This window comes from Leptolyngbya sp. Cla-17, from assembly GCF_016807185.1.
Lineage (GTDB): Bacteria > Cyanobacteriota > Cyanobacteriia > Leptolyngbyales > Leptolyngbyaceae > ULC077BIN1.
Genome location: NZ_JAEVYN010000008.1, coordinates 26,050 through 52,067 on the forward strand (window position 1 = coordinate 26,050; position 26,018 = coordinate 52,067).

A 26,018-nucleotide genomic window follows, 5' to 3' on the forward strand; every position below is an offset into this window, starting at 1 on the left:
ATTACATCTTGAGCACTACCAGAATATGAAAGAACAGGCCGAATTTTATAGAGTTGGATTGTTGTTGGGATCAGTCAAATTAGCTGATGTAATCGCTTGGTGTGATTCAGTAATAATGGCGGAAGCATCGCCAGACATCAACATCATTGAAGCGTCAGTATCGGGCAGCAAAGGCATAAATGCCGTTGCCGACGCACTCTCACAGGTGAAAGGAGAGTTTGATAAACGTGCACTAACAAGGCGCATTTTTCGTTCAATGTTTGATTTGGTAAGTCAAGATCGGAAACAAGCTCCAAAAGTTGCAGGCTGGCTTTATCATATGGCTACTGATAACGACGTGCCAAACGATGAAGCCGAGCCGGAAATGTGGTGTTTTTGGGATGCCATTGACCTTGCAGTAGATGGAATTTACGGCGATGAAGAAAAGCTGGTAGATGAAATGCTACAGTTTCTGAAAACACATTCAGAATCAGTGTCATAAACACGTCGCCAAACGTCCTAAAAAGCCGCCGAACAAGGCGCTGCACCCGACCGCCTACAGCCTACGCTCGTTCCTCGCTCCACTCCAGCGGCGGGTGAGCTTGGTCGTTAGGGTGTCACATTCGACGACGATGGAATACTTGATTCGACGGGCGGAAGTAGCAGATGCACCAGGCGCTTGTGAGGCGGTGCGGCAATCGATCGCGGAGTTGTGCATCGAGGATCATCACGGCGATCAGGCAACGATCGCTGCCTGGCTATCGAACAAGACAATTGAGAATGTGGCGTCTTGGATCGCATCGCCAAGAAACATCGCAGCCGTTGCCCAGGCATCCATTGGCATTGTTGGCTTCGGGCTGCTAAGTCAGTCAGGCACGCTCGCCCTCTTGTACGTGTCGCCCCTGGCACGCTTCCATGGGGTCAGCAAGGGATTGATGGCGTTCCTCGAAAGCGAGGCGAGTCGCTTGGGCATTCGTGAGATCAGGCTAGAGCGTTCAGCGACCGCTCGACAGTTCTACGAGGGTCGTGGCTTCTCTCCCGTCGGTGAGTCGTCGCTCGCATTCGGCACCGTCATCTCGTATCCGATGTGGAAGGGTCTTGCGCCCTAACAACCCGGCTGGAGCGGACTGTCGAGAGATCTTGGTTGTGATGCAAAAGTTACTTGCAGCCGCTCAGCCGGAACGTTAGCTGGCTCTGCTCAAAGTCGTTGCACTTGTCCCCTCAATAGATCCCCACATGGATAACGAGAATCGATTAACCGAGTTATTCTGTAACGATGGCGAAGAAGACGCGCCCTATTTCGCCGGTGAATCAATCGGGCAAAATCGTTACATCATTAAAGATATCTATTGGGATTTGTTCTTCCATAGCAATCCTTTAGACCTCGGCTTAAACGACATCATTGAAGCTCAGCCCAATGAGTACGGACATCTCTCGGTCACACAAATCATTGAAAAATCTGGTTATACAACGCTACGTCTGATGGCAAGGGCAGGTTGTCGCGGCGAAGATGCAATTAAATTTAGTGATTATTTAGAAAAAAATGGCTGTGCTTCAGTGGTTTCAATGGCTTCTTTCTGGTTAGTACACATCCCGCCAAATTTTGATTCTCAGACGATATTGAATTATATTCAAACTGAAGCAATTCCACTCCAGCATTATCATATCTGACTACGTTGAGTGCATAACAACGCCCCTGCACGCCGACCGCAGAGAGGTTATCTGTGAGCGTTTGAGGTTATCTATGGCGGGTGAACGGGGACGGTAGCTGGCTCCGCTCAAAGTCCTTGCACTTGTCCCGCGCGGCAATTGACAAGTCCGAAAACGCCAGGAGTCTGGGGTTGCGATCGTCACTCAAAATTTTCTCAGTATCCAAAAGCACTCAGGAGACTGGGGGCGGGGCGGTAGCAAGGGGCGATCGGTGAGTCCGCAAACGCTCAGGAGGCGATCGGTGAGACGGTAGCAAAGGGCGATCGGTCATTCTGAAAGCATCCAGGAGGCGATCGGTGAGACGGTAGCAAAGGGCGATCGGTCAGTCCGCAAACGCCCAGGAGATTTTGGGTGAGGCGTAGTTGGGGGGCGATCGGTGCGTGCTCCAGCTAACACGGCAGTGCAGCGGATTGACGGGAGATCGTTGGGGCATTCGAGGTGATCGGCAACCGCTGACTTGTGCCGTTAGCCTAGCCATCAAAGCCTTGAAAGATACATTATTTTAGGCATGTGTAGTGAGGGTTTCAATCTTTAATCTCTGGGGGAAATTCCCCGTGGCTTGCCACGTCAGCAACTTAGCAAAAATGCGTTCTGAAGGGAGAATTTCTCATCTTTACTCTCTAACTTAAACTAGACTGAAGACTAGGATAGAAAATAAAAACTGATTGATTTATAATTTTGACAATGCGGCAATACCAATTCATTAAAGGTCTAGTAGTTTTAGGATTAAACATTTCGATAGGAGTGGGTATTCAGTCTTCAGCAAATGCAAGCAGACAAGTAATCTTCAATGAAAGTCCTACTATCATTGAAGATTACTTTGGTCAGTATTGGACCCGTTTAACAACTACAAATGCAGCAGGCGATCGCCTTGTGAAATATACCTATAATCCTGGAGCAATACGCTCACTTTTTCTTAACGCAAACAATTTGAGACTGTCCATTGACTTTGTTAATAATCGAGCAGAGCGTATTAAAATCCACCAGAATGGGATGGGATTCAACATTCGTTCAGAGCAACTCGACGAACCAAATTATTATCCAACCTGCTTCAATAATTTGTTTAAGTATATTTTCGGTTACCCACCTTCTACCAATTCTCCAGTTTATCGGCGGTCAGTCTATGACGACTCTGGTGAGGGCGGAACATTGCATATCACGACACACTGCATTAGTGAGGGAATTGCAATCTCTTATGAATGGATCAGTGTCAGAGATTTTGTGCATTTCATCGAAATTTTTCAAGAGCCTGCTTGTATTTCAACACTAAATCGTTAAACGTTTAGTTTTAGGATGCAATTGGCATTTAGGCTAACAAGTCGTTGGAGCAGAACGGCAGAATATACTGTGAGAGACTCAAAGGCGGTTAGCGTCCGCTTAACTTAGTCGTTAGCTGGCTTGGTTATCCGTTGAGACGTTTTTTCAGCTTTTCTGCTGTAAGTTCAGGGTTCAACCGGGCGTTTTGCTAGGAAGCGATTCGCTCATCCAGATAGAGGCTACTTACTAATTTTACAACTCTCTAAAGTATGCAAGTCGAGTTACAAGAATGAGAGACTTAACCTTAATCATTGACGCTTTAATCTTATTCATTAAGGAAAACTGGCATCTCATCTTTTGTTTTCTTTGTTTTACTCTTGCTGCTACTATCGCTATTGGTGCTTTAGTAATTGGAGATTTTCAAGTTAAAAGAGAGAAGCAGAGAATAAGTGATTACCTTCGTCGTAGCAGCTCAACCAATATTGTTATTTCAATGGTGTGGTTTGACATGGATAAAACCACTCGTACTTATAATGTGAAATATACGAACAGTCGGGGTAAACATTGTCAAACTAGTTGTAAGATTCGGACAGGTATCTTTAGTAGTGGTGAAATTTATTGGACAAATCATCCTTAGAACACTTGGTTGAAAAGCAAGGATAATCCATTCAAACACGCTGACTTGATTTCGGGTTCAACAAGCTAAGTTTTGTTCAAAGTTTAGGTGAATTTATGAGGACTGTTGGTGAGTGATTTAGAGAGCATTCAAGTGATAGAAGAGATCGCTTCCCCTTGTGGTCGGTAACGCAAATGGGCAACGCCAAGTGATTGATACTGTGATTGATACCGGGTTCAGTGGATTTCTATCTTTACCATCTGCAATCATCGCCACTCTTGATTTACCTTGGAGTGCCTCTGATATTGTCACATTAGGCGATGGCAGTGAAACTCTTTTTGACTTGTACACTGCTACAGTGATTTGGGATGGGCAGTACCGCGAAATTTATATCGCAGAATCAGAAACGGAACCCCTGCTGGGGATGGCGCTACTCTACGGATATCGATTGCAGGTTGATACCATTGAGGGCGGCATCGTTAAGATTGAAGCATTGTGATCCCATGTAAAAGCGATCTGTGAGGCATGGTCTAACAACTCAAATGCAGCGGACGGAAAAAGGCGGTTGGTTGTATCACCAAGGTTGCTCGTTGCCGCTGATTTGAGCCGTTAATTGTAAAATAAACCACCGTTTGTTTTACAAGTAGGGTTTGCATGGGCAAAGTACCGTTTCAGCCTCTAAACCCTGTAAAACAACTTGTCAATGAATCTATGTATCAAAATAGGGCGGGTTCAACGAGTTCTGATACAGTTGCAGTACATTAGAACGTCTGACCATGTTGATTGTGTACGAACGGGTTTCAACGGATGACCAAAACCTGGCACTGCAAAATGATGCGTTGCAAGTGGCGGGGTGTGACAAAATATTCTCTGACAAACTGAGTGGGGTGAAAGCTGATCGCCCTGGCTTACAGCAAGCACTCAATTATGTGAGACCAGGAGACACCTTAGTCGTATGGCGACTCGATCGCTTGGGGCGATCTCTCAAAGATTTGATTGCGCTGGTGGAGGATCTGGAGCGCCGACAAATTGGATTTCGTTCGCTGCAAGAGAGTATCGATACCACGACCAGTGGGGGCAAGCTGATTTTTCATGTGTTTGGGGCGCTGGCTGAGTTTGAGCGCAATTTGATTCGGGAGCGCACGAAAGCGGGTTTGCAAGCTGCCAGAGCCAGAGGACGAACCGGGGGACGACGACAGAAGTTAACATCAGAGCAGATTGCCATTGGGCGATCACTGGCCAGCGATCCCAACCGAACGGTGACTTCCATTTGTGAACACTTGGAAATTAGTCGTCCCACGTTCTATCGCTACATCATGCCTAAAGTGGAGCCAGCGCCAACCACCAAAACCACACAGGTGCATCTTTGGCTCAGAGTTGAGAATAACAACAAGTTTGTGCGCCGAAAGAAGAAAGTGAGGGAGACGATCGAACGGATGTGTCTATCTCGCTATGGGATGCAAAAGCAGGGGAAGGACAGTTGCGAGTATGAATTGACGATCGCCTATCAGGACGATCAAGACCTCGACAAGCAAATTGAGGATCTGCTGGACGAAATGCACTCTCAAGCAGATTTAGAAGATTGTTTCATTGAGGCAGATGTAACCGAGATTGGCACAGAGCGAAGTTGGTGAGAAAAATACAATAAAGAAATGACTTTGCTGTTGTACAGGGCCAAATTAAATGACGTCGGTGCCTGATTCGCCTATATTTTCACCGAAAGCATCATAACCGTAGTGTAGGTGTGAAAATTAGTGTTTTTGGAGGGGTGATCGCTCCATACAAAGACTCAAAATCATTAACCTCAAGCTGGTACAATCGCACCATGTTTGATAACGTTTCCAAATTCCTTGTTGAGCAATACTCAGCCGATTTTGCCAGTTGGTTGGTGGGTGAACCGATTGCCTTGACTGAATTGAGTCCATCCGAATTGTCGCTAGAACCAATTCGCGCTGATGCCTTGATTTTGCTGCAATCGGCTGACGTGGTTTTACATTGTGAGTTTCAAACCGACCCTGACTCAACAATGCCCTTTCGGATGGCAGATTACGCACTTCGCGTGTTTAGACGGTTTCCTCAAAAACGTTTGGTGCAAGTGGTGATTTACTTACGTCCCACTGACTCCGAGTTAGTGCAGCAAAACACGTTTACTGCTAATCGCTTATATCACGAGTTTCAAGTGGTCAGGCTATGGGAGCAACCCACCGAGTTTTTCTTTCAGCGCCCTGGACTGTTGCCCTATGCTGTGTTGAGTCAAACGAGCGATCGCTCCTCAGTTTTGCGAGAAGTGGCAGAAGCAATTGACGCACTACAAGGCAGACAGCAGCAGAGCAATTTAGCTGCCGCCACTGGCATATTGGCTGGGTTAGTATTAGACAAACAGATGATTCGACGATTGTTACGGAGAGAACTGATGCAAGAGTCTGTAATTTATCAGGAATTGCGGAAAGAGGCACGTGAGGAAGTGCGTCAGGAAGAACGTCTGAAGGGTGAGCAATTGCTCATCCTAGAGCAACTCACAAACCTATTTATAGAGCTGCCTCAGAATATTCAAGATGCGATTGCCTATCTACCGAGTGACCGCCTCAAGGCATTGAGTCTTGCTCTTCTAAGATTTAAGAGCTTAGAAGATTTTGAGCAATGGTTGAAAGAAAATGCAGGCTAGGTGTACAGCGCCAACTTGAATGACGTCGAGACAAATTCGTGTCGTGCAGCAAACTCGTTCTGCTACAGGCTGACAGAAAAAATTTGCTGAGCGACCGAGTCATCAGATCATCAGAATTGGCAGGCGGCTTGCAAGTGGGAAAGCTGCCTGCTCTAGCTTTACTGCTTTAGCGACATTAATGTGTCTCCGCGACAAATAAAAAGTCACTGTACACAAACCCAAGAGACGGGTCAGAAGAGACGACGATAGAAGTATGACTGGTGTAAATTTCAGTTTCATACTCTTGAAAATCGGATATCCTTCAAGCTTCAAAGATGAGTTAACTGCTAAACCAATTCATGTGATCAGAAATCCTTATTAGGGTATGCTGCTCATACGGCAATTGGCATTGAAACAAATGGGAAAAGTCATTGCACTATTTAATCAAGCTGGGGGAGTTGGTAAGTCAACTTTAGCAGTGAATCTAGGATATAGTTTGGCTCAAAGAAAGCATCGCGTGCTATTAGTCGATGTTGATCCTCAGTCATCACTAACTACGTTTATGGGTCTGGAACCAGGCACGTTAGAACGAACAGTCTATAACGCGATCGTGCCAGAAGAAGAACTGCCAATTCATAAACAAATCCACGGTATGGATTTAGTGCCTGCCCAGTTGAAGCTTTCTGATGCGGAGCAGGAATTAGTCACTGCTTATATGCGTGACACTCGCCTCAAAGATGCTTTAGAACCAGTTCGAGACCAGTACGATTTTATCTTGATCGATTGTCCGCCTAGCTTAGGAATGCTGAGCTACATTTCTTTAGTGGCAACGGACTACCTGTTGATTCCAATTCAGACTCAGTTCAAAGCGTTTCAAGGAACTGACATGCTTTTGCAAACCTTGCAAAAGGTAAAAGCCAAATCCAATCGAAATCTCAAAATTGCGGGATTTGTGCCTACGATGTACGACAGACGCAACTCCCACGATGAGCTGACGTTGAAGGCAATCCAAGAACAGCTTGCTCCAATCGCTAAAATTCTTCCATCTATTCCTAAGTCAACTGTCTTCGCAGATGCTTCAATGGACAGAATGCCGTTAGCTATCTATAGCCCTAAGCATCCAGCTAAAAAGGTGTTAGACGGAATTGCTAAAGAGATGGAGAAGCTAGGATGACATCAAAGCGTGAGCGTGTGTTCGGAGGCAAAATCACGGCTCCAGTAACGTTGTTTGGAGATGTTGAAACCATACATACCCCTAACACAGTAGCGATCGCCCGTATTCGACTACCGGATCAACAGCCTCGTCGATATTTCGATCCCCAGAAGATGGAACAGCTCGTACTCTCCGTGAAAGAGCATGGAATTTTAGAGCCATTGCTGGTGCGAACCCTTGATGAATCAGATGTCTACGAGTTAGTCGCTGGAGAACGGCGCTACCGCGCTGCGAAAGAAGCAGGTTTAACTGATGTTCCTGCTGTAATCCGTGACTTGACCGATGAGCAGGCAGTCCAACTGGCTCTGATTGAGAACCTACAGCGAGAGGATCTTAATCCAATTGAAGAAACGGAAGGAGTCTTACAGCTTTTGGCACTCAAGCTAAAAATAAGCGTTGATGAAACACCTAAGCTGCTTTATCGTATGCAGCATGAGGCAAAAGGAAAAGTTGCCCATAACGTTATGGGCAGTTCAGAAGATGAAGCGATACAAGCGGTTTTTGCTTCGCTGGGAACAATGACATGGGAGTCATTCGTCAACAATCGGCTTCCCCTACTTAACCTTCCTGAAGATGTTTTAGAGGCTTTGCAGCAGGGTAAAATTGCCTACACCAAGGCTCAAGCGATCGCTCGTGTCAAAAATGAGGAGCAGCGCAAAGACCTACTTAAGAAAGCGATAGCTCAAGGCTTATCTTTAGCTCAGATTAAAGAGTGTGTTGATAGGTTCAAGTCTAGTGCTGCGGCAGCAGCAGACCAACCCCTTCTGAAAACTCAGATTGATGATGTATTGAAACTCGCCAAGCGATCAAAGATTTGGGATGATCCCAAAAAACAAAAAAAGCTGGAGAAGGTACTGGCTGATTTGCGCTCATTGATTTCTGATACAGTTTAGTTCTGGGCGAGGCATCCAACCTCTTCTATTGAAGTTGGGATTAGATTTAGTGAGCAAATTAGATTCAGGAGAATACGGCAGTCTCCTCATTGAAATAAAACAGCGAATTCGATCTGCTCAATATGAGGCGCTTCGGGCAGTCAATAAAGAGCTGATTGCGCTTTACTGGGACATTGGGCAACTGATCGTGACTCGCCAACAAGGAGAAAGCTGGGGGAAGGCGATCGTTGAACAGCTAGCCAAGGACTTACAGTCAGAGTTTCCAGGAATGAGTGGTTTCTCAGTCCGTAACATCTGGAATATGCGAAGCTTTTACGTCACTTACAGCCAAGATCAAAAACTGCAACCATTAGTTGCAGAAATTGGTTGGACTCATAATTTGGTCATCATGGAGAAATGCAAAGATGACTTAGAGCGAGAGTTCTACATCCGGATGACCCGCAAATATGGCTGGACAAAGAACGTCTTACTGCACCAAATTGAGAATCAAAATTATGAAAAGACTCTATTAAACCAGACAAATTTTGAGGCTACAGTCTCTGAAGAAGTTCGGAACCAAGCTAAATTGGCAGTAAAAGACGAATACACTTTTCCATTTTTGGAGCTAGGGGATAAATACTCGGAGCGTCAACTTGAGACCGCTATTTTGGCAAAAGTTGAACCTTTTCTACAAGAAATGGGCGGGATGTTTACCTTTGTTGGAAGCCAATACCGACTAGAAGTCGGCAACAAGGAATATTTTATTGACATCGTACTTTATCATCGATCGTTGCAATGCTTGGTAGCGATAGATCTCAAGATCGGAGAGTTTGAACCAGAATATATTGGAAAAATGCAGTTTTATCTCGCTGTGCTAGATGACCAGATACGGCTTCCGCATGAACAACCCTCGGTTGGAATTATCCTTTGCAAGACGAAAGATAAAACAACAGTAGAGTATGCATTGAAGGACGCGACCAAGCCAATCGGTGTAGCAACCTACCGCATTTTCTCTTCGCTACCGCAGAACTTACAAGGCCAACTGCCAGCTCCAGCACAAGTCGCTAAATTGTTGGAAGGGTTAAATTAAGTACCGATGAAAGTGCTGTCAAAATACGATCTTTATAAGCCACGGAACAGAGATAAATTAAGACATTGAGACAAATTCGGGTCGTCGAGCAAATCTAATTGCTGTATGCTTCCAGGGATTGAAGCTGATGCAATTTGCCCGTTTCCTGTCCGTACTCGAACTAATCTTTAGAAAACACAAACACCATAGCCTCAATGACCTTGATTTGGCACTACGGCAAATAAAAAGTCACTGTATATCATATTTTCTAACTAAAGCTAAAGCTGCTTGACGGTGTTTTTCCGCTAGACGAGCAGGCGATAAAAACTGAGCGTGTTCCAGGTAGCGGTTCACCCAAAAGCTAAATTCGTTAAGTGATCGCTCCGGTAAGTTGACGCTGTAATCCAAATACACTGGTTCACCTGTTTGTTTGTCTTTAGATCCATACACAATCTTTTGTTTAGGATGTCGCCGCTCTCCTTCTTCCACAAAGCGAGAGGCAGGCGGAAAAAACCGTACCTTCACCGTAATCAAGGGCAAAGTTCCTTGCCGTTCCAATTGTTGCTCTGTGGGATTGCCTAGACTTAACCTCCAGCCATTACCCAACAGGTGATGAGCAATATCTAGACTGTTTCGTTGAGCTTCCAGACCGCGTCCCGTTGAATTGAGCATTTTCAAATGGTTTTTGAAGCGATCAATTCGCGAAATTGCCAGATGACCATTATCGAAATTTTCCATCATCAGATACCAGGCAATATCGTGATAGAGCAGTTGGAGCGGATAAACTTGGCGGTAGGTCGCTTGGCCATTGTATGGAGTCCGAGATAGGTAAACTTCAATGGGTAAACCTCGAAAGATTGCGCTTTCAAGCGCCTCCAATTCATGAAATAGAGTGTTCCGGTTCTGTTGCTTCAGCATCATCTCGCCTGGATCAGTATGGATGATCGCCCGATTGAAGTGGGCACGCACCGGATAAAACAATTCCCCTTTGCTGTCTAAATCCATTGGCTTTAGGCGTTTGCTCAGGGTCTGGTAGATGTGTCTTGCCTGAGAGTCACCTTGATATTTCGCCTGAGATAGCAGTGCATTCAATGCAAACTGCAACTCCTACCGATTCATAGCCCCAGTCGGTCGTACTTATACCAAATCAAAAAATGCGTGCGACAGATAGGGCATCGACAATAAAGCCAAAGCCAGTCACAGAAGCAACGGTTTCGGTCGTTAAATCGGCAATCAATCTGTCCACTTTCGTTTGGAGTTGAGTCAAGTGCTTGAACAGTGCCCAGCGCAAATCCTTTTTCAAGTGCTGCCACAAGCGCTCAATGGGATTCAACTCAGGGCAATAAGGCGGTTGAAACAGCAAGATGATGTTGTCTGGAATCGCCAGGTCTTTGGCTTTGTGGAAGGCTCCATTATCGACTTGGAGGATGTTGAGGCTATCTGGATAGGCTTGCGAAAACTGTTCGAGAAAAAGCTGATAGCACTGCCTATCGACATGGGTAAATTGCAGAAAGAACTGCTCTCCGGTGGTCGGTTCCACGGCACCGTAAATCCAAAAGGCTTTGAACTGTCATTGCCAAGTGCCCAATGGTTTCACGCCTAAACTCGTGATCAAGCGACCAACCGTCGTTTTCAATCCAAAGCGACTCTCGTCAGCCGCAAAGTAGCGAAGCCGTTCAAACTCCGGTTTGACTAGCGCTGCATACTGTTTCAGCAGGATGAGGTCGTCGCTGAGGTTTGCTTAAAGGCCGTAAGGGCTTCTGGGTTCTGTTTGGCATGCACGGGACGGGCGGCTTTCAACTTCGCACCCAAGCGATACCGCACCAGATGATGCACGGTGGCATACTCAGCTTCCACGTTCAAGGTTTCCGATAGCCATTGCTGCACTTGCGTATAGCTGCCAAAGCCTGTTTCAGGGTCATCTAACCGTCGTTTCAGGCTCGCCACTGCCCACGTTGGAATCACCTGCGGTCGTCCTGGGCTTTGGTGCGTTTCAAGTAGTCCGTTCAAGCCTGTTTCCCGGTACTGGCTCAACCACCGTTGTACACTGCCCCGGTGCCGCCCAACCACTTTCGCAATCGCGCTAATACTCATGGCATCCGGTAACTGCAGCAAGTACAACACTTGCAACCGTTCTTTTAGGTTTGGATGAGATTGCTGTTGAATCAATGCTTCCAATTCTGTGACTGTTTCTCGGATTTTGATGCGGGTGACACCGACCATTGCTATTTTTCTCCACAAGCTAGACCTTACTCTCCCATTTGCCACTCCCTTTTTTAGATTTGGTATTAGCAGATCGTAGAGTGTTTTGTCGGACGCTAAATCGATTCGTAAATTCTCTAATGCTTTGCGGGGCAAAATTTGACTAAAAATAGCTCCTTTAGCAGTGGGGACTGGGGTTGCTATAACTAAGCCGCATAGCCGGAGGCGATGACAAGTATCGGCTATAGCGCGGGGGGCGTGGTTACATCAATCCCAGGAATTGCCGTTCTGCCGAGCGCTACTGGCCGGTGCCGGGCAATAGATTCGACGCCATCGGTTTTCGTGTTGTCTGCGCCTCCGCGTGACTCAACTGTAGCCCTTTGCGCTCTTAACCCTTTTACCCTTTTCCTTGCTTCTCTACCCTAATCCTACGCGACGCGTAATCGCAGCTTTTTGCTCAGCTCCCTACCCACCCGCCTTCTGCTCCTACCCGACAAGCGCTTGCCTCTGGACTAACCAAGCGCTTACCTTGTAGTGGGAAGAAAAAAGTCAGGCATGGGGCATGGGACAGAACTGGGCGATCGCCATTGGCATAAACAACTACGACAATCTGCAAGCCCTTAGCTATGCCAAGCGGGATGCTGAAGCTATGAGGGATTACTACCGCAACGAGATCGGCTTTGAGCAGGTCTATTACTTTGCCGAGGGTGCGCCTGACATCGAACTGGAGCATGGTCCTCCCTTCAAACCCTTACCGACCTTTGCGAAACTGGATCGCTTTCTCGATATCCGGTTTGAGCAGCCGTTTCTCCATCCTGGCGACAACTTCTGGTTTTTCTTTGCCGGGCATGGCAAGCGCCACCGCGATCGCGACTACCTGATGCCAAGTGATGTTAACCCCCGCAACATTGAAGGCACCGCCATTGCCCTTAACCATGTGACCGAGCGGCTGCGCCGTTGTGGCGCTGACAACGTCATCCTGCTGCTCGACGCTTGCCGGAATGATGGAGATCGCGACGGTGAAGGGCTTGGAATTGAAAAACAGCAGGGGGTGGTGACGCTGTTTGCCTGTAGCCCCAGCGAGCGATCGTATGAGATTGAGGCATTGCAGCAAGGTGCCTTCACCCATACGCTACTGCAAGGATTACGGCTGCAAGGGGAAGGGAACTGCGCCACCGTGGAACGACTGGATCAGTACCTCCGGTATCGCGTGCCTGAGCTTAATCGGCGTTACAACAAACCCCCGCAAACCCCATATACCAATGCGGAACCGATCGCCAAACGGCATCTAATTCTGTTACCGCAGAAAGCAACTCTGACAGATGTGATGGCACTAAAAAATGATGCTCTAGAAGCAGAAGCAAAACGGAATTGGGAAGTGGCGGAACAACTGTGGGTCAGAGTCTTAGCGGCATCGCCAGCGGATCAGCAAGCGATCTCAGGGATTCGTCGATTGGCACAAATACCAGCGGCATCGCCAGCGGATCAGCAAGCGATCTCAGGGATTCGTCGATTGGCACAAATACCAGCGGCATCGCCAGCGGATCAGCACACGTCAGTGCTGCTCAAACAGACACCCACTGGAGAAGCGACCGTTCAGCCCAAACCGGATGTTCCTTCCCCACCCACCGTTCCGGTTACCACTACTCCTTCTATCAACGAGCCGATCGAGGTGTTTATCTCCTACTCCCATCGGGATGATGATCTACGGCAAGAACTGGACATTCATTTGGCAAACCTGAAACGGCAGAAAAAAATAGAGGCTTGGCACGATCGCGCCATTGAAGCGGGAGAAGAATGGGAAGCCCAGATTAAAGGGAACTTGGAATCGGCGCGAATCATTCTATTGTTGATCAGTCCACCCTTCATGGCGTCTGACTATTGCTACGACATCGAAATGCAGAGGTCGATTGAGCGACATAATGCAGGCACAGCTCGTGTCATTCCTATTATTCTTCGCCCCTGCGATTGGAGAGGCTCGCCTTTTAGCAAACTCCAGATTTTACCGAAAGACGCTAAGCCGGTGACCCAGTGGAGCGATCGCGATGCAGCCTTTCTAGATGTAGTGGAGGGGCTTCGCCAAGTGCTCAATTCCGTAAAAAAAGTAACCAATCCACGGGAGATATACACTCAACCCGTGGATTTTGAGGCAGAACCTCCGAGTGGTCTTTGGCATCATCAAGAAGTAATCTCAGTCCCTTTACCCAGTTCAGATGAGGTAGAAATTACCTTACCTAAATCTCTTACACAACAGGCTTCTCCTGCAAATGCTGTCACCTTTGATGTCATCAAGATTGATTCAATTGGACAGCAAGTAAACTTAGGTCACTAGCCACAGTTGCGCTGTCTCGTCTGCCATGCCTCTTACTCCAGTCTTTTTCTCTATCCTCGCCTGAATGCAGCTCAAATGGCATCCCTGGAGTTATTCGGTGTCTTCATCACGGTGGGTAGCAGCAGATGAATAGAAAACCCTTTGCAGTAAAATCGGGCTTAGATCAAATACACTTTGTCGGCTTGAAACAACCGCTAGTAAAAACAAAGATTACAACTCCACAGGGCTTGCACTGGTATTGCTATTGATTTCTTCTAGTTCCTTGATAATTTCGTCTGGCTTAATTTTTGGAGGAAGAAGTATTAACACTTGTTCAGGGGAGCACTGGGTATCCTTCGATTCACTAGCGCAAATAGCTAGATAACCCTCCGCAGATGGTCTGATGATGTAGTTTAGCTTTCCGTAGTCTTTATTTTTCTGGAATCTACTTGACACTTCTTTACATCGTTCTAAAGGTGTTGATCCTAAGGGAGTCCAGTATTGTTTAGTCCATCGAATAAAAACTATTATTCCTCTATTAGGGTGATCAACCAAAGTAGCAGGAGACCCTTTATCTGTACCGCAATAGAATCTGCCTGGTGCTTGATTTAATGCAGAAGATTTTTGTGAACTAGGACTGGTTGCTGGCATTAGAGCAGGTACAGACCGCCATAGCAACCACACAACAGTACCAAATCCTACTACACCTCCCAAAACCTCTAAAATTTCTTTCACCCTTTTTGAGGGGCGAATGGAACTAGGTTCTGCTGGTATTTGTGCCAATCGACGAATCCCTGAGATCGCTTGCTGATCCGCTGGCGATGCCGCTGGTATTTGTGCCAATCGACGAATCCCTGAGATCGCTTGCTGATCCGCTGGCGATGCCGCTGGTATTTGTGCCAATCGACGAATCCCTGAGATCGCTTGCTGATCCGCTGGCGATGCCGCTAAGACTCTGACCCACAGTTGTTCCGCCACTTCCCAATTCCGTTTTGCTTCTGCTTCTAGAGCATCATTTTTTAGTGCCATCACATCTGTCAGAGTTGCTTTCTGCGGTAACAGAATTAGATGCCGTTTGGCGATCGGTTCCGCATTGGTATATGGGGTTTGCGGGGGTTTGTTGTAACGCCGATTAAGCTCAGGCACGCGATACCGGAGGTACTGATCCAGTCGTTCCACGGTGGCGCAGTTCCCTTCCCCTTGCAGCCGTAATCCTTGCAGTAGCGTATGGGTGAAGGCACCTTGCTGCAATGCCTCAATCTCATACGATCGCTCGCTGGGGCTACAGGCAAACAGCGTCACCACCCCCTGCTGTTTTTCAATTCCAAGCCCTTCACCGTCGCGATCTCCATCATTCCGGCAAGCGTCGAGCAGCAGGATGACGTTGTCAGCGCCACAACGGCGCAGCCGCTCGGTCACATGGTTAAGGGCAATGGCGGTGCCTTCAATGTTGCGGGGGTTAACATCACTTGGCATCAGGTAGTCGCGATCGCGGTGGCGCTTGCCATGCCCGGCAAAGAAAAACCAGAAGTTGTCGCCAGGATGGAGAAACGGCTGCTCAAACCGGANGCAACCTGACCTATGCCGATGAATATGTGAACGAGTTGCTAGATCTACTGGAGATGTATCAACAAGAGTATTCGCCTCCCACAGCCTCAATTCAAGCCAAAGTTGAGGTGATCGATCTTGCGTTTTTACTAGAGGATTTACCCAAGCTGCTGAATTCTATGAAGGTAGGGGCAGAGCGGATTCAGGCGATTGTTGCTTCTTTGCGAACATTCTCACGCATGGATGAGGCAGAAGTGAAGGCAGTCGATATCCACGAGGGGATTGATAGCACATTGATGATTTTGCAAAGCCGTCTGAAAGGTACGCACGAACGCGGTGCAATCTCAGTCGTGAAAAACTACGGCAACTTGCCACTGGTGGAATGCTATGCCGGACAGTTGAATCAGGTGTTTATGAATATCCTCAGCAATGCGATCGACGCATTGGAAGAGAATTCTCAAAACTTCTCACCACCTCACGTCGAAGCCTCAAAAACGCAAAGCGCCGCTGACGCTAACAGCCCTCAAAACTCTTTCGCCTCTCCTGTGATTACCATCCATACCGCGAGAATCTCCCCTGATCGCATAGCCATCTCCGTTACAGACAATGGCTCTGGAATTCCCGACAATGTACAGCAACGATTGTTCGATCCCTTTTTCACTACCAAAGAAGTTGGCAAAGGCACGGGCATGGGATTATCAATTAGCTATCAGATCGTTACTGAAAAACATGGAGGCTCACTGAACTGTGTTTCTGCATTAGGACAGGGAGCAGCCTTTCGGATTGAGATTCCCATTTCTCAAGGCTCTACTTGAGGAGAGTTTAGGAGGAAGTTGGGGTTAAGTTAAACTCAGCGGAGCAGTCACCCACTCCGCTGAGTTTAACTTAACCCCTAATTGAATAGAAACCTGACGCGATCGCAATGCATGAACCCAGCATGATGAAGGTCGCTCCCTACTCGCTAGGGAAACTAATTGAATGGAAATAGCCGAAGGAACCTAACCACTTCAATCGATTGAAGTGGTTAGGTTCCTGACTGAAGCGACCTCAGCGAATGACGAATTAATTTCTACTCAGACCCCTTTGAGTTCTGCTGCATCAGACCAAAAAACACCTCTGCTTCCGCCACCAGAATGGCATCCCCCGACTCCAGCCATTGCCGCATTTTGTCCACCTGAGCCACCGAAGCAGTCAATTGCCCCTCCACCTGCCCATACAGCTGCCAAAGCTCCAGCTGAGCCGCTCGTTTATACGCCTGCACCTGCTCCACCTCAGCCAACTTCTGCCTGACAAATTCAACCCCCTCCTTTTTCTCTTGAGTATTACTACTTATTGCTTCAGCATTCGCATCTCTCGCACCGCTCAAATGCTTGCCAGATGGCGTATTACTGGACTTGAGCGCTAATAAGCTTGGACACTTTGGCGCGTTCCCTTCGCGCTCAATGTCTAAACCTAGGGGGTACGGGGGGTTATCCCCAGGTATCAAGTATTCGGGATGCCATAAATCCTTATGTCTATAGAGCGTCGCCCCACCAATGCCACTTGCCGTTAAGGCGCTAAACCTCGCCGTCGCCCCAATCGGTAGACTATTCGACTCCAGCAGTTGCGCGATCGCCCTGCTAATTCGCCCCCGTGCATCCTCTAACTGCTGCTCATGCCAACTTGGAGTCTCCGCTGGCTGAGAAGACCGATTCGGTTTAGCCCTCCGCCCCTTGTAGGGAAAATAACGAGTTGTGGTTTCAACCGACTGTGCCCACTCCTCCACCCGCTGCCGAATCTCATGCTGATGCTGGCAAAACTCCCGGTAACCCGGTAGCGCCGTTGCAATCTCCACCATCTTTTCCACCAGCGCCTGACCCTCCAGGCAATGGCCATACAGAATCTTGGCAAAGATATACGTTCTCATCGCAATCCGTCCCAGAATTCGATTGGTTTGTCCTGTCCCACTCCAGCCCGGTTCAATCTCCGCATTCAGGTCATTCAAGAACTTGTCTACCTTGCCCGATAGACTAAAGCGCCGCCGTTTTGCCGCCTTCAGCACCCGTTTCAATGCTTTAGACGTGACCGGGTTGCGGCCCAGACAAAACCGCCACTGGTGCACAAACTCCGCTGGAGTGCTAAAGATCGGTTCCCAATCGGAGTCAAGCAAATAAGAACCCAACTGAAGCGGCAGCCGATGCGCCGCATACAGCGTCGGCTTGCCATCGACGAAGCCACGATCATTGGGAAACAGTTCCAGCTGACCAGGAGAGAACACAAAGCCAGCGTTTTCTAATAGGGCTTGCACCGCTCCCGCGAGTTCATAAGACTTCTGCGCCCGTTCAAACGGAAAGTAAAGATGCAGACCCCCACTATAGGAACTGGTCACGGCAATGTAGCTCACCAGTCCCAGCACTTCCAGGGCCGCTACCAGACGCGCGATCGCAAACGGGTCACGCCGGGGATGATAGAGACTACCACTGTCAATATCGAACAGCAGGTAATGGGTCTTAGGTCCAAAGCGCACCCCGTAGAGATAGCCGCCTTGCAGGATCAAGCGATCTGAGAGCGGATGACGACTTTCGGTTTGCCACTCTGGCTTCGCCGTGGGCTGAGGATGCTCTGCCCAGATGTAGTCATGGCGATGGGGAAACAGCGCGAGGAAGGCATCCTCCCCTTCTGCCACTGACTGAAACTGAGGACTGGTATGGGAACGTTTGGGTTGGAGCGAAACTCCAACCCCCTTGAATGAGGGGATGAGAGGCAGAGTCATGGTCTGTCCTCCCAGTAGTTAAAAAATTTTCGATGCACGATGAACTCCCTATGCCTTGTGAACGAACGGCAGATAGGAAGCTATGCAAAATCAGTGAAATTCGTCAAAGATGTTGCACCTTTTGACAAATTGCTACTAAAATTGGCATAGCAAAGCTGGATGACCTAACATTTGCTTTTCGGTGGCGCAGTTAGAGTCTCCAAATCCTATCCAGAACTAAATAAGGTCTTTTCGCCCCTTCTGTTGACGCAGTGGGGGTTCTGACTTTTTAAAGGGTTTTCTATGTCACGGGCTCACCTCCTGGAGTTTCAAACGGGAAAACTGGTTCGTGATCGGGCGCTTATCTACACTCAGCGAGTGGGCTGTAGTGAGTCGCTTGAATGATCTAAGCGCAGATCTGGCAAAATGTCGTAGTTTTTCAAAAACTACTCTAAATCGACTGTTGGAAAACTTGCACCGCTTCGGCAAAATCAGTTTCAGCCATCAAGATGCAGCGCCTTAGTAAGTTCACATCCAACTGATCTAATCCAGGTAATTCACTCCGTTCAATCTGTTCATACCCGTTGCCGCGCAGATGATACAGCGTAAGGACTCCATCCTCCCAGAACCACACTTCAATCACGCCCAAGGCTCTGTATCGCGGTAGCTTATTCGCTCCACTGCTGAAAATGACTTCAATCGACAAATCAGGGATTGGCTTAGAGCCACCCAGACAGTAAGACTCATCGGCCTGAGCAGAAACCTCCCCTGGTTTCTCCTGAGTCTTTGCCCCGGTCATCTTGAATTTGATTCCCTGTTTGAGTAGAAATGTAGTCACCAAATAATGGATGACACGGGAAAAAAACTCGTGGTCTTCTCCAGGCATGAGAATTTCTATCGTCCCTTGGTAGTAAGACAGTTTGGCACCGGGGGTTGCTTCAAAACCCTGCTGGATGAGTGTGAAGTGATCCCATGTTCCTTGGATGACGATGCGCTGGTCAGTGGATTGTTGAAGCAATTGTGCCATCACGATCCTTCCCCTTACTTGCCCTTGTTAGTAGCCGTCTTTTCCACTTTATCTAAATACTCATGTAGAGCCTTTTCAACTACTTCAGACATAGTTACGCCATCGCGAACGGATTGGAGTTTCAGTCGCGTTTTCAGGTCGTCTGGGATGTCTACTTGTAGTCGCATGGCTTCATTTATTGCTTCTGCCATAAATACTATCTCACCTTCCAGGAATAGTGATCATTGCAGTAGTAATACTAGCACTACTATTAAAACATATGTTAGCATTTATTTTAGAAATCGGAACACCTTAGAAACAGCGCTAGAACGCACCCGAAACGAGAGCTACTTGTTTCACACTGTTCCGTGCGTGTTCCAACCGTTCCACCCCAGTACCCACACCGTTCAGAGGCAACCATGAAGACTTCACTGACCAAATTTTGCAAAGACTACTCCCTTGCTAAAACCACTGTTTTTAATCGCTGTAAAGAATTGGGCATGGATACTTCAAAAGGAGTTAGCCCTACTGATTGCGATCGCCTATTACATGAATTCGACATCGCCCCATCCGAACCAGAACCCGTCCCGATTCAAACCACCGTAGAAGTGGGCAACCATCAGATCGTGCTCTCCACTCCACAGCTCCCTGCTGCATTCAGCCTGGAATCATTGCGTACTGGGAAATCCATCACCTTTGAAGACCCCCTAGCAGTCGCCTCCCAGTTCATTGAAGTGGCAGATCAAATCTCTGATGCCATGGAAACCGACTTAGATAATCGCAAGGCAAAGTTGAACCAGACTAAGCAAGCCAAAGACGCGATCGCAGCCAAAGCGATGGCATTGAAGCTGCAACAGCAGCGCTATCAGGAGAAAGCCTATCGAATTGACTCTGAGCAGTCTGACCAGACCGACTCCCTCAAAGAAGCACTGGAATTGTTGCAAGCCTTGGGGAAGTAACCGCTTTTCTCTGCTTAGCATTGCTGCTCTTCATCCTTGCTACTCAAAGGAATCCAAATGAAGCGACCCCAGATCAGACCACCCAAACCCGTGCCGCTGCCTTGCCGTGGGCAATTGCCACTTTTTGATCGCGTGACCACTTTGATTATCGAAACCGACGCAGACCCTAACTACGAACGAGCCAAACAAATCTTTGCTGAGTTACTGGAAGAAACCTATGGATCTTGATTTCGCAGTCGCTTTAATGATTGCTGGGTGCATTGCGATCGCCCATCCCATCCAACCAGAACCATCGCCTAAATTCTGCAACTGTGCTGAATATGTACATCGCAAAAATCCCCAAGTGCCCGATCTGAGCAAGTACACCGGGGAATTCGCAGATCACATGATCGCCGCTGGCTACCAGCCAGTTTCCCAGCCGGAAGCTGGGGCAGTCGCTCGAATTCCACCGGGCACACCAGGGCGGACAGGCAATACCGGGCATGTTGCCATCATTCAATCGGTTGATTTTGATGGAGTGCCCATCATCAACTCTGCCAACTCAGGCGGCAACCAATTTGATGCTGGATGCTCCACGTCGCTATTGAGCGCGATGAACGCTATCTCAACGAAGAAGTTACCTACTGGGCAAAAAACTAAGAGAGAGCGATCGCGGAACTTTGGACGGCAACGCGATCGCCCCCTACAAAAAAGCAAACCCTCACAAGGATTCACCCTATGAAACTACCATTTCGTTACCGTCGCCGCCATCAGGCCACCATCATCAAAGTTATTTTGGGTGTGGCTCTAGTCGGATGTGCGATCGCCTCCATCCCTGACACTCAACGCAACTTAGAACGACTCAGCCAGGTGCGAGACCGAGCCGCCGCCATCTCTACCGAACAGGAACTCAAGAAACTAGACGCTGAGAAAGTCGCTGCTGAAGCTAAAACCGCTGATATGCGCCTGATGAAAGGCTGTAGCACTTTCCTGGTATCTGCCAGCAATGCCACCAAGTTTGGCAACGTTTACCCCGGTGGAAAAGTGGTTAATCCTGCCACAGGCTTAAGCCTCGCACCGGGTTCCGTGGTCTGTGATAACCAGGGTGGCACCGCCGTGATGGCAGATATAGGCGGCAGCGGTATTGCCATGACCGACATTGCCATTACTCAAGATTTCCAGCTCGTGCGAAAAGCGATGGACCTGCACGGCATCAACCCGCAAGCAGGCGATGGGCGCATCGGTGGGGCGAATGCCCGACTTCAACACTAATTATTCAGCCTAACTATGTGGAGAAACCCTCATGACCCAAACCGCCGCCAAGCCTCCCCAGCAGATTGACCCTACTAAACAATATTTGGTATCAGCATCTCACCCAGAGCGGGGTACTTTTTGGGCTTACAAAGCCGAAGGAGAGTACGGATGGCTGCAAGCACCTTTTCAAGATCAAAAGCCCTCTTACCTCAGCCTGTCGGATATCCAGGCGATATCGGAAGGCGACACCCTTTTCAAGTGGTATCTGACCGACTCTGCAAAAACGAGCTATCCCTATCAACCCGAAAAAGCGCAAACCGAAATTTCTGAAAATATGACCCAAACCGCAGACAACTCTAAACGTAAGCTAAAAATCCGATTCGGCAAAAATCGACAGGCTTCTATCGGTGAACCAGGGCAACAGAACGAGCAAGAGGGCTGGAGTCCCCTCTTGCTGGTCATTTGCCTACTGCTGGTATTACTGCTACTAATGGCGATCTTCTTTAACGTGCAGCCATTTGTGGACTTCATCATTCTGCTAGCCAACCGCATCGACTTCACCAATTTTGCTGAATTCCTGTTTGCCTTGCCCGGTATCGGTGCATTGTTCCAGTGGATTGCTGGATTCTTTGCAGCGCTTCTAGGAAGTATGCTCTATGCCATTTTCCAGGGTTTAGAGCTGGCTCCCTACCTCTACAAACGCAATCCTAAACGGATGAGACGAATCATTGAGCAGTGGGCAACATGGGCTACTTATCGTCAAAAGAAAGGAGAGGGTCGGGCAGTAACTAGCCTGAAACGCTCCTATAACAATCACCCGATCCGCACCTATCAAACCCTTTGCAGCACTCGAAACATCGTCTATGTCCTGGAATTGGGGATTTGTTTTATCACTCATCCGCCCGTGACTGATGGCAACCTGTTCACCTTCCTGTGGTATTTGATCACCTTCCAGGTCGGCAAAATCGATTGGATCAACGTTGCCCTCATGTTCTCAGTGCTGTTCCTGGTCGATCGCATCGTGCGAATTGCCTTATCCATCTACCCTGAAATCTTCCCCAAAAAGGAGGAAGCCACCCATGCATAACACCGCAGAAGATTGGAATGAAACCGCTGTCAGGCAGGCGATGGATGAATGCGATAACGTGCCCTATCTAATGATTGGCAGCTTGGGCTTAGGTGCTGTCGCTCTAGCATTCACCAACTATTTTGTTGCAGGTGCCCTGACCTTGGGCGGAGTGGCACTCTCGCAAAAGAAACAGAACAATGCGATCGCCCGGGCGGAGTTTGCCATCAAGCACAATGGCTCTGCGGTTGCTGCCAGAGGCAATGAGTTGAAGGAGTACACCGAATCGGTTGGCAAGAATGCCGCTGCTGAGCAACTGCTTCATGCGGCTCAAAAAGGGATTCCGCTCAACCGCGATGGCTGGAACCTGCTAGAGGATCACTATGGCGAAAAGCTAGATGGGTTACTAGAGCAGACTGAAACCGAGGCGAAAGGGCATCGCTGGTTTGAGCCTGAGTTAGTACCCATTAATGGCACCACTGCCAATCCACCTGAAACTTTAGATGAGTTAGCGACCGCCTTCGGTGAAACACCGCCCGTTCAGCCGCCCAATGCAATGGAGTTTTTGCGATCGCTGACCTCTGCGCCACTCCAACCTGTCATCCTTGCGGGTCTTCCTGGCAGTGGCAAAGGACTGCTGGCCGCGATCGCCCTGAGTTTGGGTGTGAAAGAACGCGGCTTACGGTATTGGATCTTCAATCCAAAAAACAAGCTAGAGGAAGCGGGATATTGGGCCAGGGCGGAAAAGCATTACCTCAAAGATCGCCTGCAACAGGATGATCAGATATTTTCAGATTTGATGGCAACGCTGGAGCTATTTAGCTACGAAGGAAGCCGCCGCAATAACCAGCCGGGAACCTACGAGCCATTTGTTCTCTTGCTTGAAGAGATCACCGCCCTGATCGGGCTATTCACCCCCAAGCAGAAACAGGCATTCAAATCAAAGATTACAGCTCTAGCTTCCCTGCTGCGAGGCTGCAACATGGCGGTATGGCTGTCGGGTCAGTCGGTCACGCTCGAAGACTTAGGATTTAGTGGCAGATCAAACAGAGCGATGTTTACCGCGATCGCCGCGATCGGACCCGACCGGACTGGATGCAAAAATATCTGTGATACCCTCGCAATTCCCTTTGATGAGACAACCTTACCGCCGGGTAGAGTTTGGCTCACCAGCAACGCTGTTTATTCTGCTTTAGTCGCACCCGGTAACATTCCCCAATATCCCACCTGGGAAGCGGTGCCCAATGTAATTGACTTGCGCCCCGGTGTGGAAGTGTCAGAAGTGGGCACTTCACAAGCCTCGGATATAGCTGATTTATTGGCTTCCCCCAATCTCACCGAAGTGAAGATCCAGCAGATCAGGGATGCTTACAAATTGGAGACTCCAAATACTCAGCGATGTCCTGTGGAGCAACAGGCCGCTCATGAGCTTACCCAAATTCAGGAAGTACACCCCACCTCTGAACCCCTTAAAATCGACTTCGATTTAGAAGATGTGTTGCTAGAATTACGCCCGATTGTTGACTATTCAATCAAGCAAAATGGCTTTATCAAAGCAATTGATGTGAAGCGAAACGTAAAGGAATTCAAATCAGTTTCTACCGAGGATATTCGCAATCACTTTATTGGCTTAGCCAATCAGGGTTTTGGAGTATCACAGGGTGATGGCGACTTCTTAAAATACAGTGCTTTTGGGGGTGTGATGGGGTGTGATGCCATCACAGGGTGATGGGGTGTGATGCGCGTGATATAAGGGTGTGGAGCTATCACAGGGGGTGTGATGTCACACCGGTGACAGAAATGCATCACAGGGTGATGTCACACCCCATCACACCCACCCGTCACCCCTTGCCACACCCATCAAACAGCAAACTATCTTAGCTTCAAAGCTAGGGAGTTTCTGTTAGGAGTATCGTTCATGGGCTCAGCGATCGCCAAGAAACTAACGGCTTTTAATACTCTCCAGCCCATACTCCCAACCGCTTACCCTTCGCTACCTGCTCAGCCTCAGCCAAAAACTCACTTCCATTGGGGCAGCGATCGCTGTATTGCTGGTAATGACGCGCCATTCCTACTCGAACCAGCTCGTAATTCAGCAGCTTCTCCTCTTCCGTCCCTTTGCCTGCCGACACAAAAACTTCTGCCAGCAACAGCCCACTTCGATCTCGCTCTGATGGAACCACAATCACCTGATTCCCAACTGCACTGACGAGCGATCTTAACTTTTCACGCGCATCGTTCCCCATCGGCTGACCCAGTTGCGGTGCATCAATGCCGCAGGGTCGAATGAGATCGTCTTTCCCCTCAGCCTTAACGGTAAGCGTGTCTCCATCTATTACATTCACCACTTCCCACCTTTCCGAGCGTCCTGGGCTGGGAGCCAATCCTTGAGGTCGTTGATTGGGATGGTTGTAGTCCAGCGTTGACGCTTGAAAGGTCTGCCATTTTTGAAACGACAGACCTGCTATCAACACCACCAACACCCCCACTGGAATCAAATTCATCGCCTGTTTCATTCGTTTCATCGCAGTAGCGCACTCACCCCTCCTAGGATTCCCGAAAGCGTGTGAGTTTCATAAGGCCAAGTTCGCCTGTCTCTCTTCGCTGCACCTGAGAGATGACGACTGGAGGACTTGCCCAAACAACTTTTATAAAAGGATGATCACTATGTCTCGTTCTAAAACGTCTCCGCATCCGCTTGACCCAGTCTGGTTGGTGGTAGTACCCCAGCCAGATTTCACCGAACCTCAGTTTCACTTTGGTGAACGGGTGCAATGGGCGGGTGAAAATGACCAGGGTATTTGGCAGCGCCAAACGGGCTGCATCATCGGCATGACTTTCATCCGTTCCCACGGTTGGGAATACCACATTCAACCCAATTTAGATCCAGTCGCTTCCAACCCCTCTACCCCTGCAACCTTAGTCAGTCTCCCCGTTCAGGACCTGACTCGGATCGAAGCCGCAACCTCCATCGAGTCCTATCTACAGCCTCCTTCTGCCTGGTTGCCAACCGCTCAAGCCGCTCAAGTCTTGGGTCTCTCCGCCGAACAGTTGCGTAAACTGCGGCGGAAAGGACTGTTCAAGGTCGGGACCCATTGTCGGGACATGACGATTCCTGGCTCTGGGCTACCTCGGTGGCAGTGGCAGGTTGAGCGATGTCAGCAGGCCCTTGCAGTGCCCCCAGCAAAACGGTCCGTTCCAGCCAACGAATAGGATTAGCGCCTATCACCAGAGAATTGAGGAACCGGGGCTGCTCCTGCTTCACGGTTGGTATGGTCTCGTCAACCAGGAATCGGATAGAACTCTCGAGTTCTTTGATTAAGGAGAGATCTACGCAAGGTCAAATTGCATCGGTTCAATCATCGGTGGGGCAGCCGTTTCAAATAGGGGTTAACGCACAAAGAATGTGTTGACTTCCATAGTCCCTGCTCGACTGAAAACCTGTCAAACACTTGCTGAGCGGCGACTCTAAGCCCTTTCCTCTCACGGCTGATTACCGTTGAATACCTGCCATTAGGGCTAGATATACCCCCAAAAAGAAGGAAGAAATCAAGGAAAAAAAGGGGGAAGATCCCCCTTAAATTGGTTGGTATTCGAGGGGT

General features: G+C 48.6%; 29 protein-coding genes and 1 pseudogene. 20 read left to right on the forward strand and 10 right to left on the reverse strand.

Translation table 11 applies throughout. The features are described 5' to 3' along the window. Positions 1–25: 25 nt before the first annotated feature. The 3 genes from JOY44_RS29925 to JOY44_RS29935 all read left to right on the forward strand — a co-directional run bounded on the left by JOY44_RS29925 (position 26) and on the right by JOY44_RS29935 (position 1,650). Entirely contained in the window at positions 26–481 is a 456-nt protein-coding gene (locus tag JOY44_RS29925; RefSeq protein WP_171576945.1) for a hypothetical protein, read from the forward strand. A 130-nt stretch (positions 482–611) separates the two neighbouring features. Then, complete coding sequence (locus tag JOY44_RS29930) at positions 612–1,088, forward strand: GNAT family N-acetyltransferase (RefSeq protein WP_171576944.1); 477 nt, start codon at positions 612–614, stop codon at positions 1,086–1,088. A gap of 127 nt (positions 1,089–1,215) precedes the next feature. Then, entirely contained in the window at positions 1,216–1,650 is a 435-nt protein-coding gene (locus JOY44_RS29935) for a DUF4265 domain-containing protein (protein ID WP_171575776.1), read from the forward strand. Between the two features lie 306 nt (positions 1,651–1,956). On the opposite strand, the gene JOY44_RS32570 is transcribed toward JOY44_RS29935, so the two are convergent. After that, positions 1,957–2,085: a hypothetical protein gene (locus JOY44_RS32570; RefSeq protein WP_281063349.1), complete on the reverse strand. Its 129-nt coding sequence runs from the start codon at positions 2,083–2,085 to the stop codon at positions 1,957–1,959. A 288-nt stretch (positions 2,086–2,373) separates the two neighbouring features. Between JOY44_RS32570 and JOY44_RS29940 the strand changes: the two genes are divergently transcribed. From JOY44_RS29940 to JOY44_RS29950, 3 genes are all read left to right on the forward strand, one after another. Then, on the forward strand, positions 2,374–2,967 hold the full coding sequence (locus JOY44_RS29940) for a hypothetical protein (protein ID WP_171576943.1): 594 nt from the start codon (positions 2,374–2,376) through the stop codon (positions 2,965–2,967). A gap of 268 nt (positions 2,968–3,235) precedes the next feature. Then, on the forward strand, positions 3,236–3,583 hold the full coding sequence (locus tag JOY44_RS29945; RefSeq protein ID WP_171576942.1) for a hypothetical protein: 348 nt from the start codon (positions 3,236–3,238) through the stop codon (positions 3,581–3,583). A gap of 157 nt (positions 3,584–3,740) precedes the next feature. Continuing rightward, on the forward strand, positions 3,741–4,061 hold the full coding sequence (locus tag JOY44_RS29950; protein ID WP_171576941.1) for a clan AA aspartic protease: 321 nt from the start codon (positions 3,741–3,743) through the stop codon (positions 4,059–4,061). Between the two features lie 31 nt (positions 4,062–4,092). Here the strand turns inward: JOY44_RS29950 and JOY44_RS32575 are convergent, their stop codons facing one another. Next, positions 4,093–4,218, reverse strand: coding sequence for a hypothetical protein (locus JOY44_RS32575; protein WP_281063352.1), 126 nt, complete (start codon positions 4,216–4,218; stop codon positions 4,093–4,095). Between the two features lie 120 nt (positions 4,219–4,338). Between JOY44_RS32575 and JOY44_RS32580 the strand changes: the two genes are divergently transcribed. The 5 genes from JOY44_RS32580 (at position 4,339) to JOY44_RS29975 (ending at position 9,381) form a co-directional block, all read left to right on the forward strand. Continuing rightward, a complete protein-coding gene (locus JOY44_RS32580; protein WP_171577023.1) occupies positions 4,339–5,196 on the forward strand; it encodes a recombinase family protein in 858 nt (285 codons plus the stop codon). Positions 5,197–5,306: 110 nt separating this feature from the next. Then, positions 5,307–6,227 carry an Rpn family recombination-promoting nuclease/putative transposase gene (locus JOY44_RS29960; RefSeq protein WP_415881153.1) on the forward strand — a complete coding sequence of 307 codons (921 nt, stop codon included), beginning with the start codon at positions 5,307–5,309 and terminating at the stop codon, positions 6,225–6,227. Between the two features lie 364 nt (positions 6,228–6,591). Beyond that, positions 6,592–7,380: a ParA family protein gene (locus tag JOY44_RS29965; RefSeq protein WP_242541953.1), complete on the forward strand. Its 789-nt coding sequence runs from the start codon at positions 6,592–6,594 to the stop codon at positions 7,378–7,380. Further along, on the forward strand, positions 7,377–8,312 hold the full coding sequence (locus JOY44_RS29970) for a ParB/RepB/Spo0J family partition protein (RefSeq protein WP_171577024.1): 936 nt from the start codon (positions 7,377–7,379) through the stop codon (positions 8,310–8,312). Before JOY44_RS29965 ends, JOY44_RS29970 begins: the two co-directional genes overlap by 4 nt. 49 nt (positions 8,313–8,361) lie before the next feature. After that, complete coding sequence (locus JOY44_RS29975; protein ID WP_171577025.1) at positions 8,362–9,381, forward strand: PDDEXK nuclease domain-containing protein; 1,020 nt, start codon at positions 8,362–8,364, stop codon at positions 9,379–9,381. A gap of 228 nt (positions 9,382–9,609) precedes the next feature. Here JOY44_RS29975 and JOY44_RS29980 read toward each other — a convergent pair whose 3' ends face one another. The 3 genes and pseudogenes from JOY44_RS29980 to JOY44_RS29990 form a co-directional block, all read right to left on the reverse strand. Next, positions 9,610–10,452, reverse strand: a complete 843-nt coding sequence (locus JOY44_RS29980) for a WYL domain-containing protein (RefSeq protein WP_242541954.1) — start codon at positions 10,450–10,452, stop codon at positions 9,610–9,612. A gap of 55 nt (positions 10,453–10,507) precedes the next feature. Continuing rightward, positions 10,508–10,915: pseudogene (locus JOY44_RS29985) on the reverse strand (IS630 family transposase); the annotation flags it as partial. Between the two features lie 155 nt (positions 10,916–11,070). Beyond that, complete coding sequence (locus JOY44_RS29990; protein ID WP_171577027.1) at positions 11,071–11,583, reverse strand: helix-turn-helix domain-containing protein; 513 nt, start codon at positions 11,581–11,583, stop codon at positions 11,071–11,073. A 541-nt stretch (positions 11,584–12,124) separates the two neighbouring features. Here JOY44_RS29990 and JOY44_RS31980 point away from each other — a divergent pair. Further along, a complete protein-coding gene (locus JOY44_RS31980) occupies positions 12,125–13,894 on the forward strand; it encodes a caspase family protein (protein ID WP_242541955.1) in 1,770 nt (589 codons plus the stop codon). A 210-nt stretch (positions 13,895–14,104) separates the two neighbouring features. Here the strand turns inward: JOY44_RS31980 and JOY44_RS32695 are convergent, their stop codons facing one another. Then, positions 14,105–15,352 (reverse strand): COP23 domain-containing protein, encoded by a 1,248-nt coding sequence (locus JOY44_RS32695; RefSeq protein ID WP_415881155.1) that lies wholly within the window; start codon positions 15,350–15,352, stop codon positions 14,105–14,107. Between JOY44_RS32695 and JOY44_RS33190 the strand changes: the two genes are divergently transcribed. Beyond that, on the forward strand, positions 15,343–16,236 hold the full coding sequence (locus tag JOY44_RS33190) for a sensor histidine kinase (protein ID WP_415881154.1): 894 nt from the start codon (positions 15,343–15,345) through the stop codon (positions 16,234–16,236). The two genes, JOY44_RS32695 and JOY44_RS33190, sit on opposite strands and share 10 nt — an antisense overlap. Before the next feature lie 254 nt (positions 16,237–16,490). On the opposite strand, the gene JOY44_RS30015 is transcribed toward JOY44_RS33190, so the two are convergent. The 3 genes from JOY44_RS30015 to JOY44_RS30025 form a co-directional block, all read right to left on the reverse strand. Next, positions 16,491–18,173, reverse strand: a complete 1,683-nt coding sequence (locus JOY44_RS30015; protein ID WP_171577030.1) for a hypothetical protein — start codon at positions 18,171–18,173, stop codon at positions 16,491–16,493. Between the two features lie 430 nt (positions 18,174–18,603). Continuing rightward, the gene (locus tag JOY44_RS30020) at positions 18,604–19,179 is read right to left on the reverse strand and encodes a Uma2 family endonuclease (protein ID WP_171577031.1); all 576 of its coding nucleotides are present in this window, start codon (positions 19,177–19,179) and stop codon (positions 18,604–18,606) included. 14 nt (positions 19,180–19,193) lie between these two features. After that, positions 19,194–19,370 carry a hypothetical protein gene (locus JOY44_RS30025; RefSeq protein ID WP_171577032.1) on the reverse strand — a complete coding sequence of 59 codons (177 nt, stop codon included), beginning with the start codon at positions 19,368–19,370 and terminating at the stop codon, positions 19,194–19,196. Positions 19,371–19,577: 207 nt separating this feature from the next. On the opposite strand from JOY44_RS30025, the gene JOY44_RS30030 reads away from it, so the two are divergent. Genes JOY44_RS30030 through JOY44_RS30055 form a run of 6 tightly spaced genes read left to right on the forward strand, consistent with a single transcriptional unit; the run spans position 19,578 to position 24,145 of the window. Beyond that, on the forward strand, positions 19,578–20,117 hold the full coding sequence (locus tag JOY44_RS30030; protein WP_171577033.1) for a hypothetical protein: 540 nt from the start codon (positions 19,578–19,580) through the stop codon (positions 20,115–20,117). Positions 20,118–20,174: 57 nt separating this feature from the next. Beyond that, on the forward strand, positions 20,175–20,345 hold the full coding sequence (locus JOY44_RS30035) for a hypothetical protein (protein WP_171577014.1): 171 nt from the start codon (positions 20,175–20,177) through the stop codon (positions 20,343–20,345). Then, positions 20,335–20,838: a CHAP domain-containing protein gene (locus JOY44_RS30040; protein WP_171577015.1), complete on the forward strand. Its 504-nt coding sequence runs from the start codon at positions 20,335–20,337 to the stop codon at positions 20,836–20,838. Before JOY44_RS30035 ends, JOY44_RS30040 begins: the two co-directional genes overlap by 11 nt. After that, entirely contained in the window at positions 20,835–21,368 is a 534-nt protein-coding gene (locus JOY44_RS30045; RefSeq protein ID WP_171577034.1) for a hypothetical protein, read from the forward strand. The genes JOY44_RS30040 and JOY44_RS30045 overlap by 4 nt, the downstream gene beginning before the upstream one ends. Before the next feature lie 31 nt (positions 21,369–21,399). Next, on the forward strand, positions 21,400–22,437 hold the full coding sequence (locus tag JOY44_RS30050; RefSeq protein WP_171577035.1) for a hypothetical protein: 1,038 nt from the start codon (positions 21,400–21,402) through the stop codon (positions 22,435–22,437). Beyond that, positions 22,430–24,145: a hypothetical protein gene (locus tag JOY44_RS30055; RefSeq protein WP_171577018.1), complete on the forward strand. Its 1,716-nt coding sequence runs from the start codon at positions 22,430–22,432 to the stop codon at positions 24,143–24,145. The genes JOY44_RS30050 and JOY44_RS30055 overlap by 8 nt, the downstream gene beginning before the upstream one ends. Before the next feature lie 223 nt (positions 24,146–24,368). Here JOY44_RS30055 and JOY44_RS30060 read toward each other — a convergent pair whose 3' ends face one another. Beyond that, positions 24,369–24,941: a thermonuclease family protein gene (locus tag JOY44_RS30060; protein WP_171577036.1), complete on the reverse strand. Its 573-nt coding sequence runs from the start codon at positions 24,939–24,941 to the stop codon at positions 24,369–24,371. A 142-nt stretch (positions 24,942–25,083) separates the two neighbouring features. On the opposite strand from JOY44_RS30060, the gene JOY44_RS30065 reads away from it, so the two are divergent. Then, positions 25,084–25,629 carry a helix-turn-helix domain-containing protein gene (locus tag JOY44_RS30065; RefSeq protein ID WP_171577037.1) on the forward strand — a complete coding sequence of 182 codons (546 nt, stop codon included), beginning with the start codon at positions 25,084–25,086 and terminating at the stop codon, positions 25,627–25,629. Positions 25,630–26,018 lie beyond the last annotated feature (389 nt).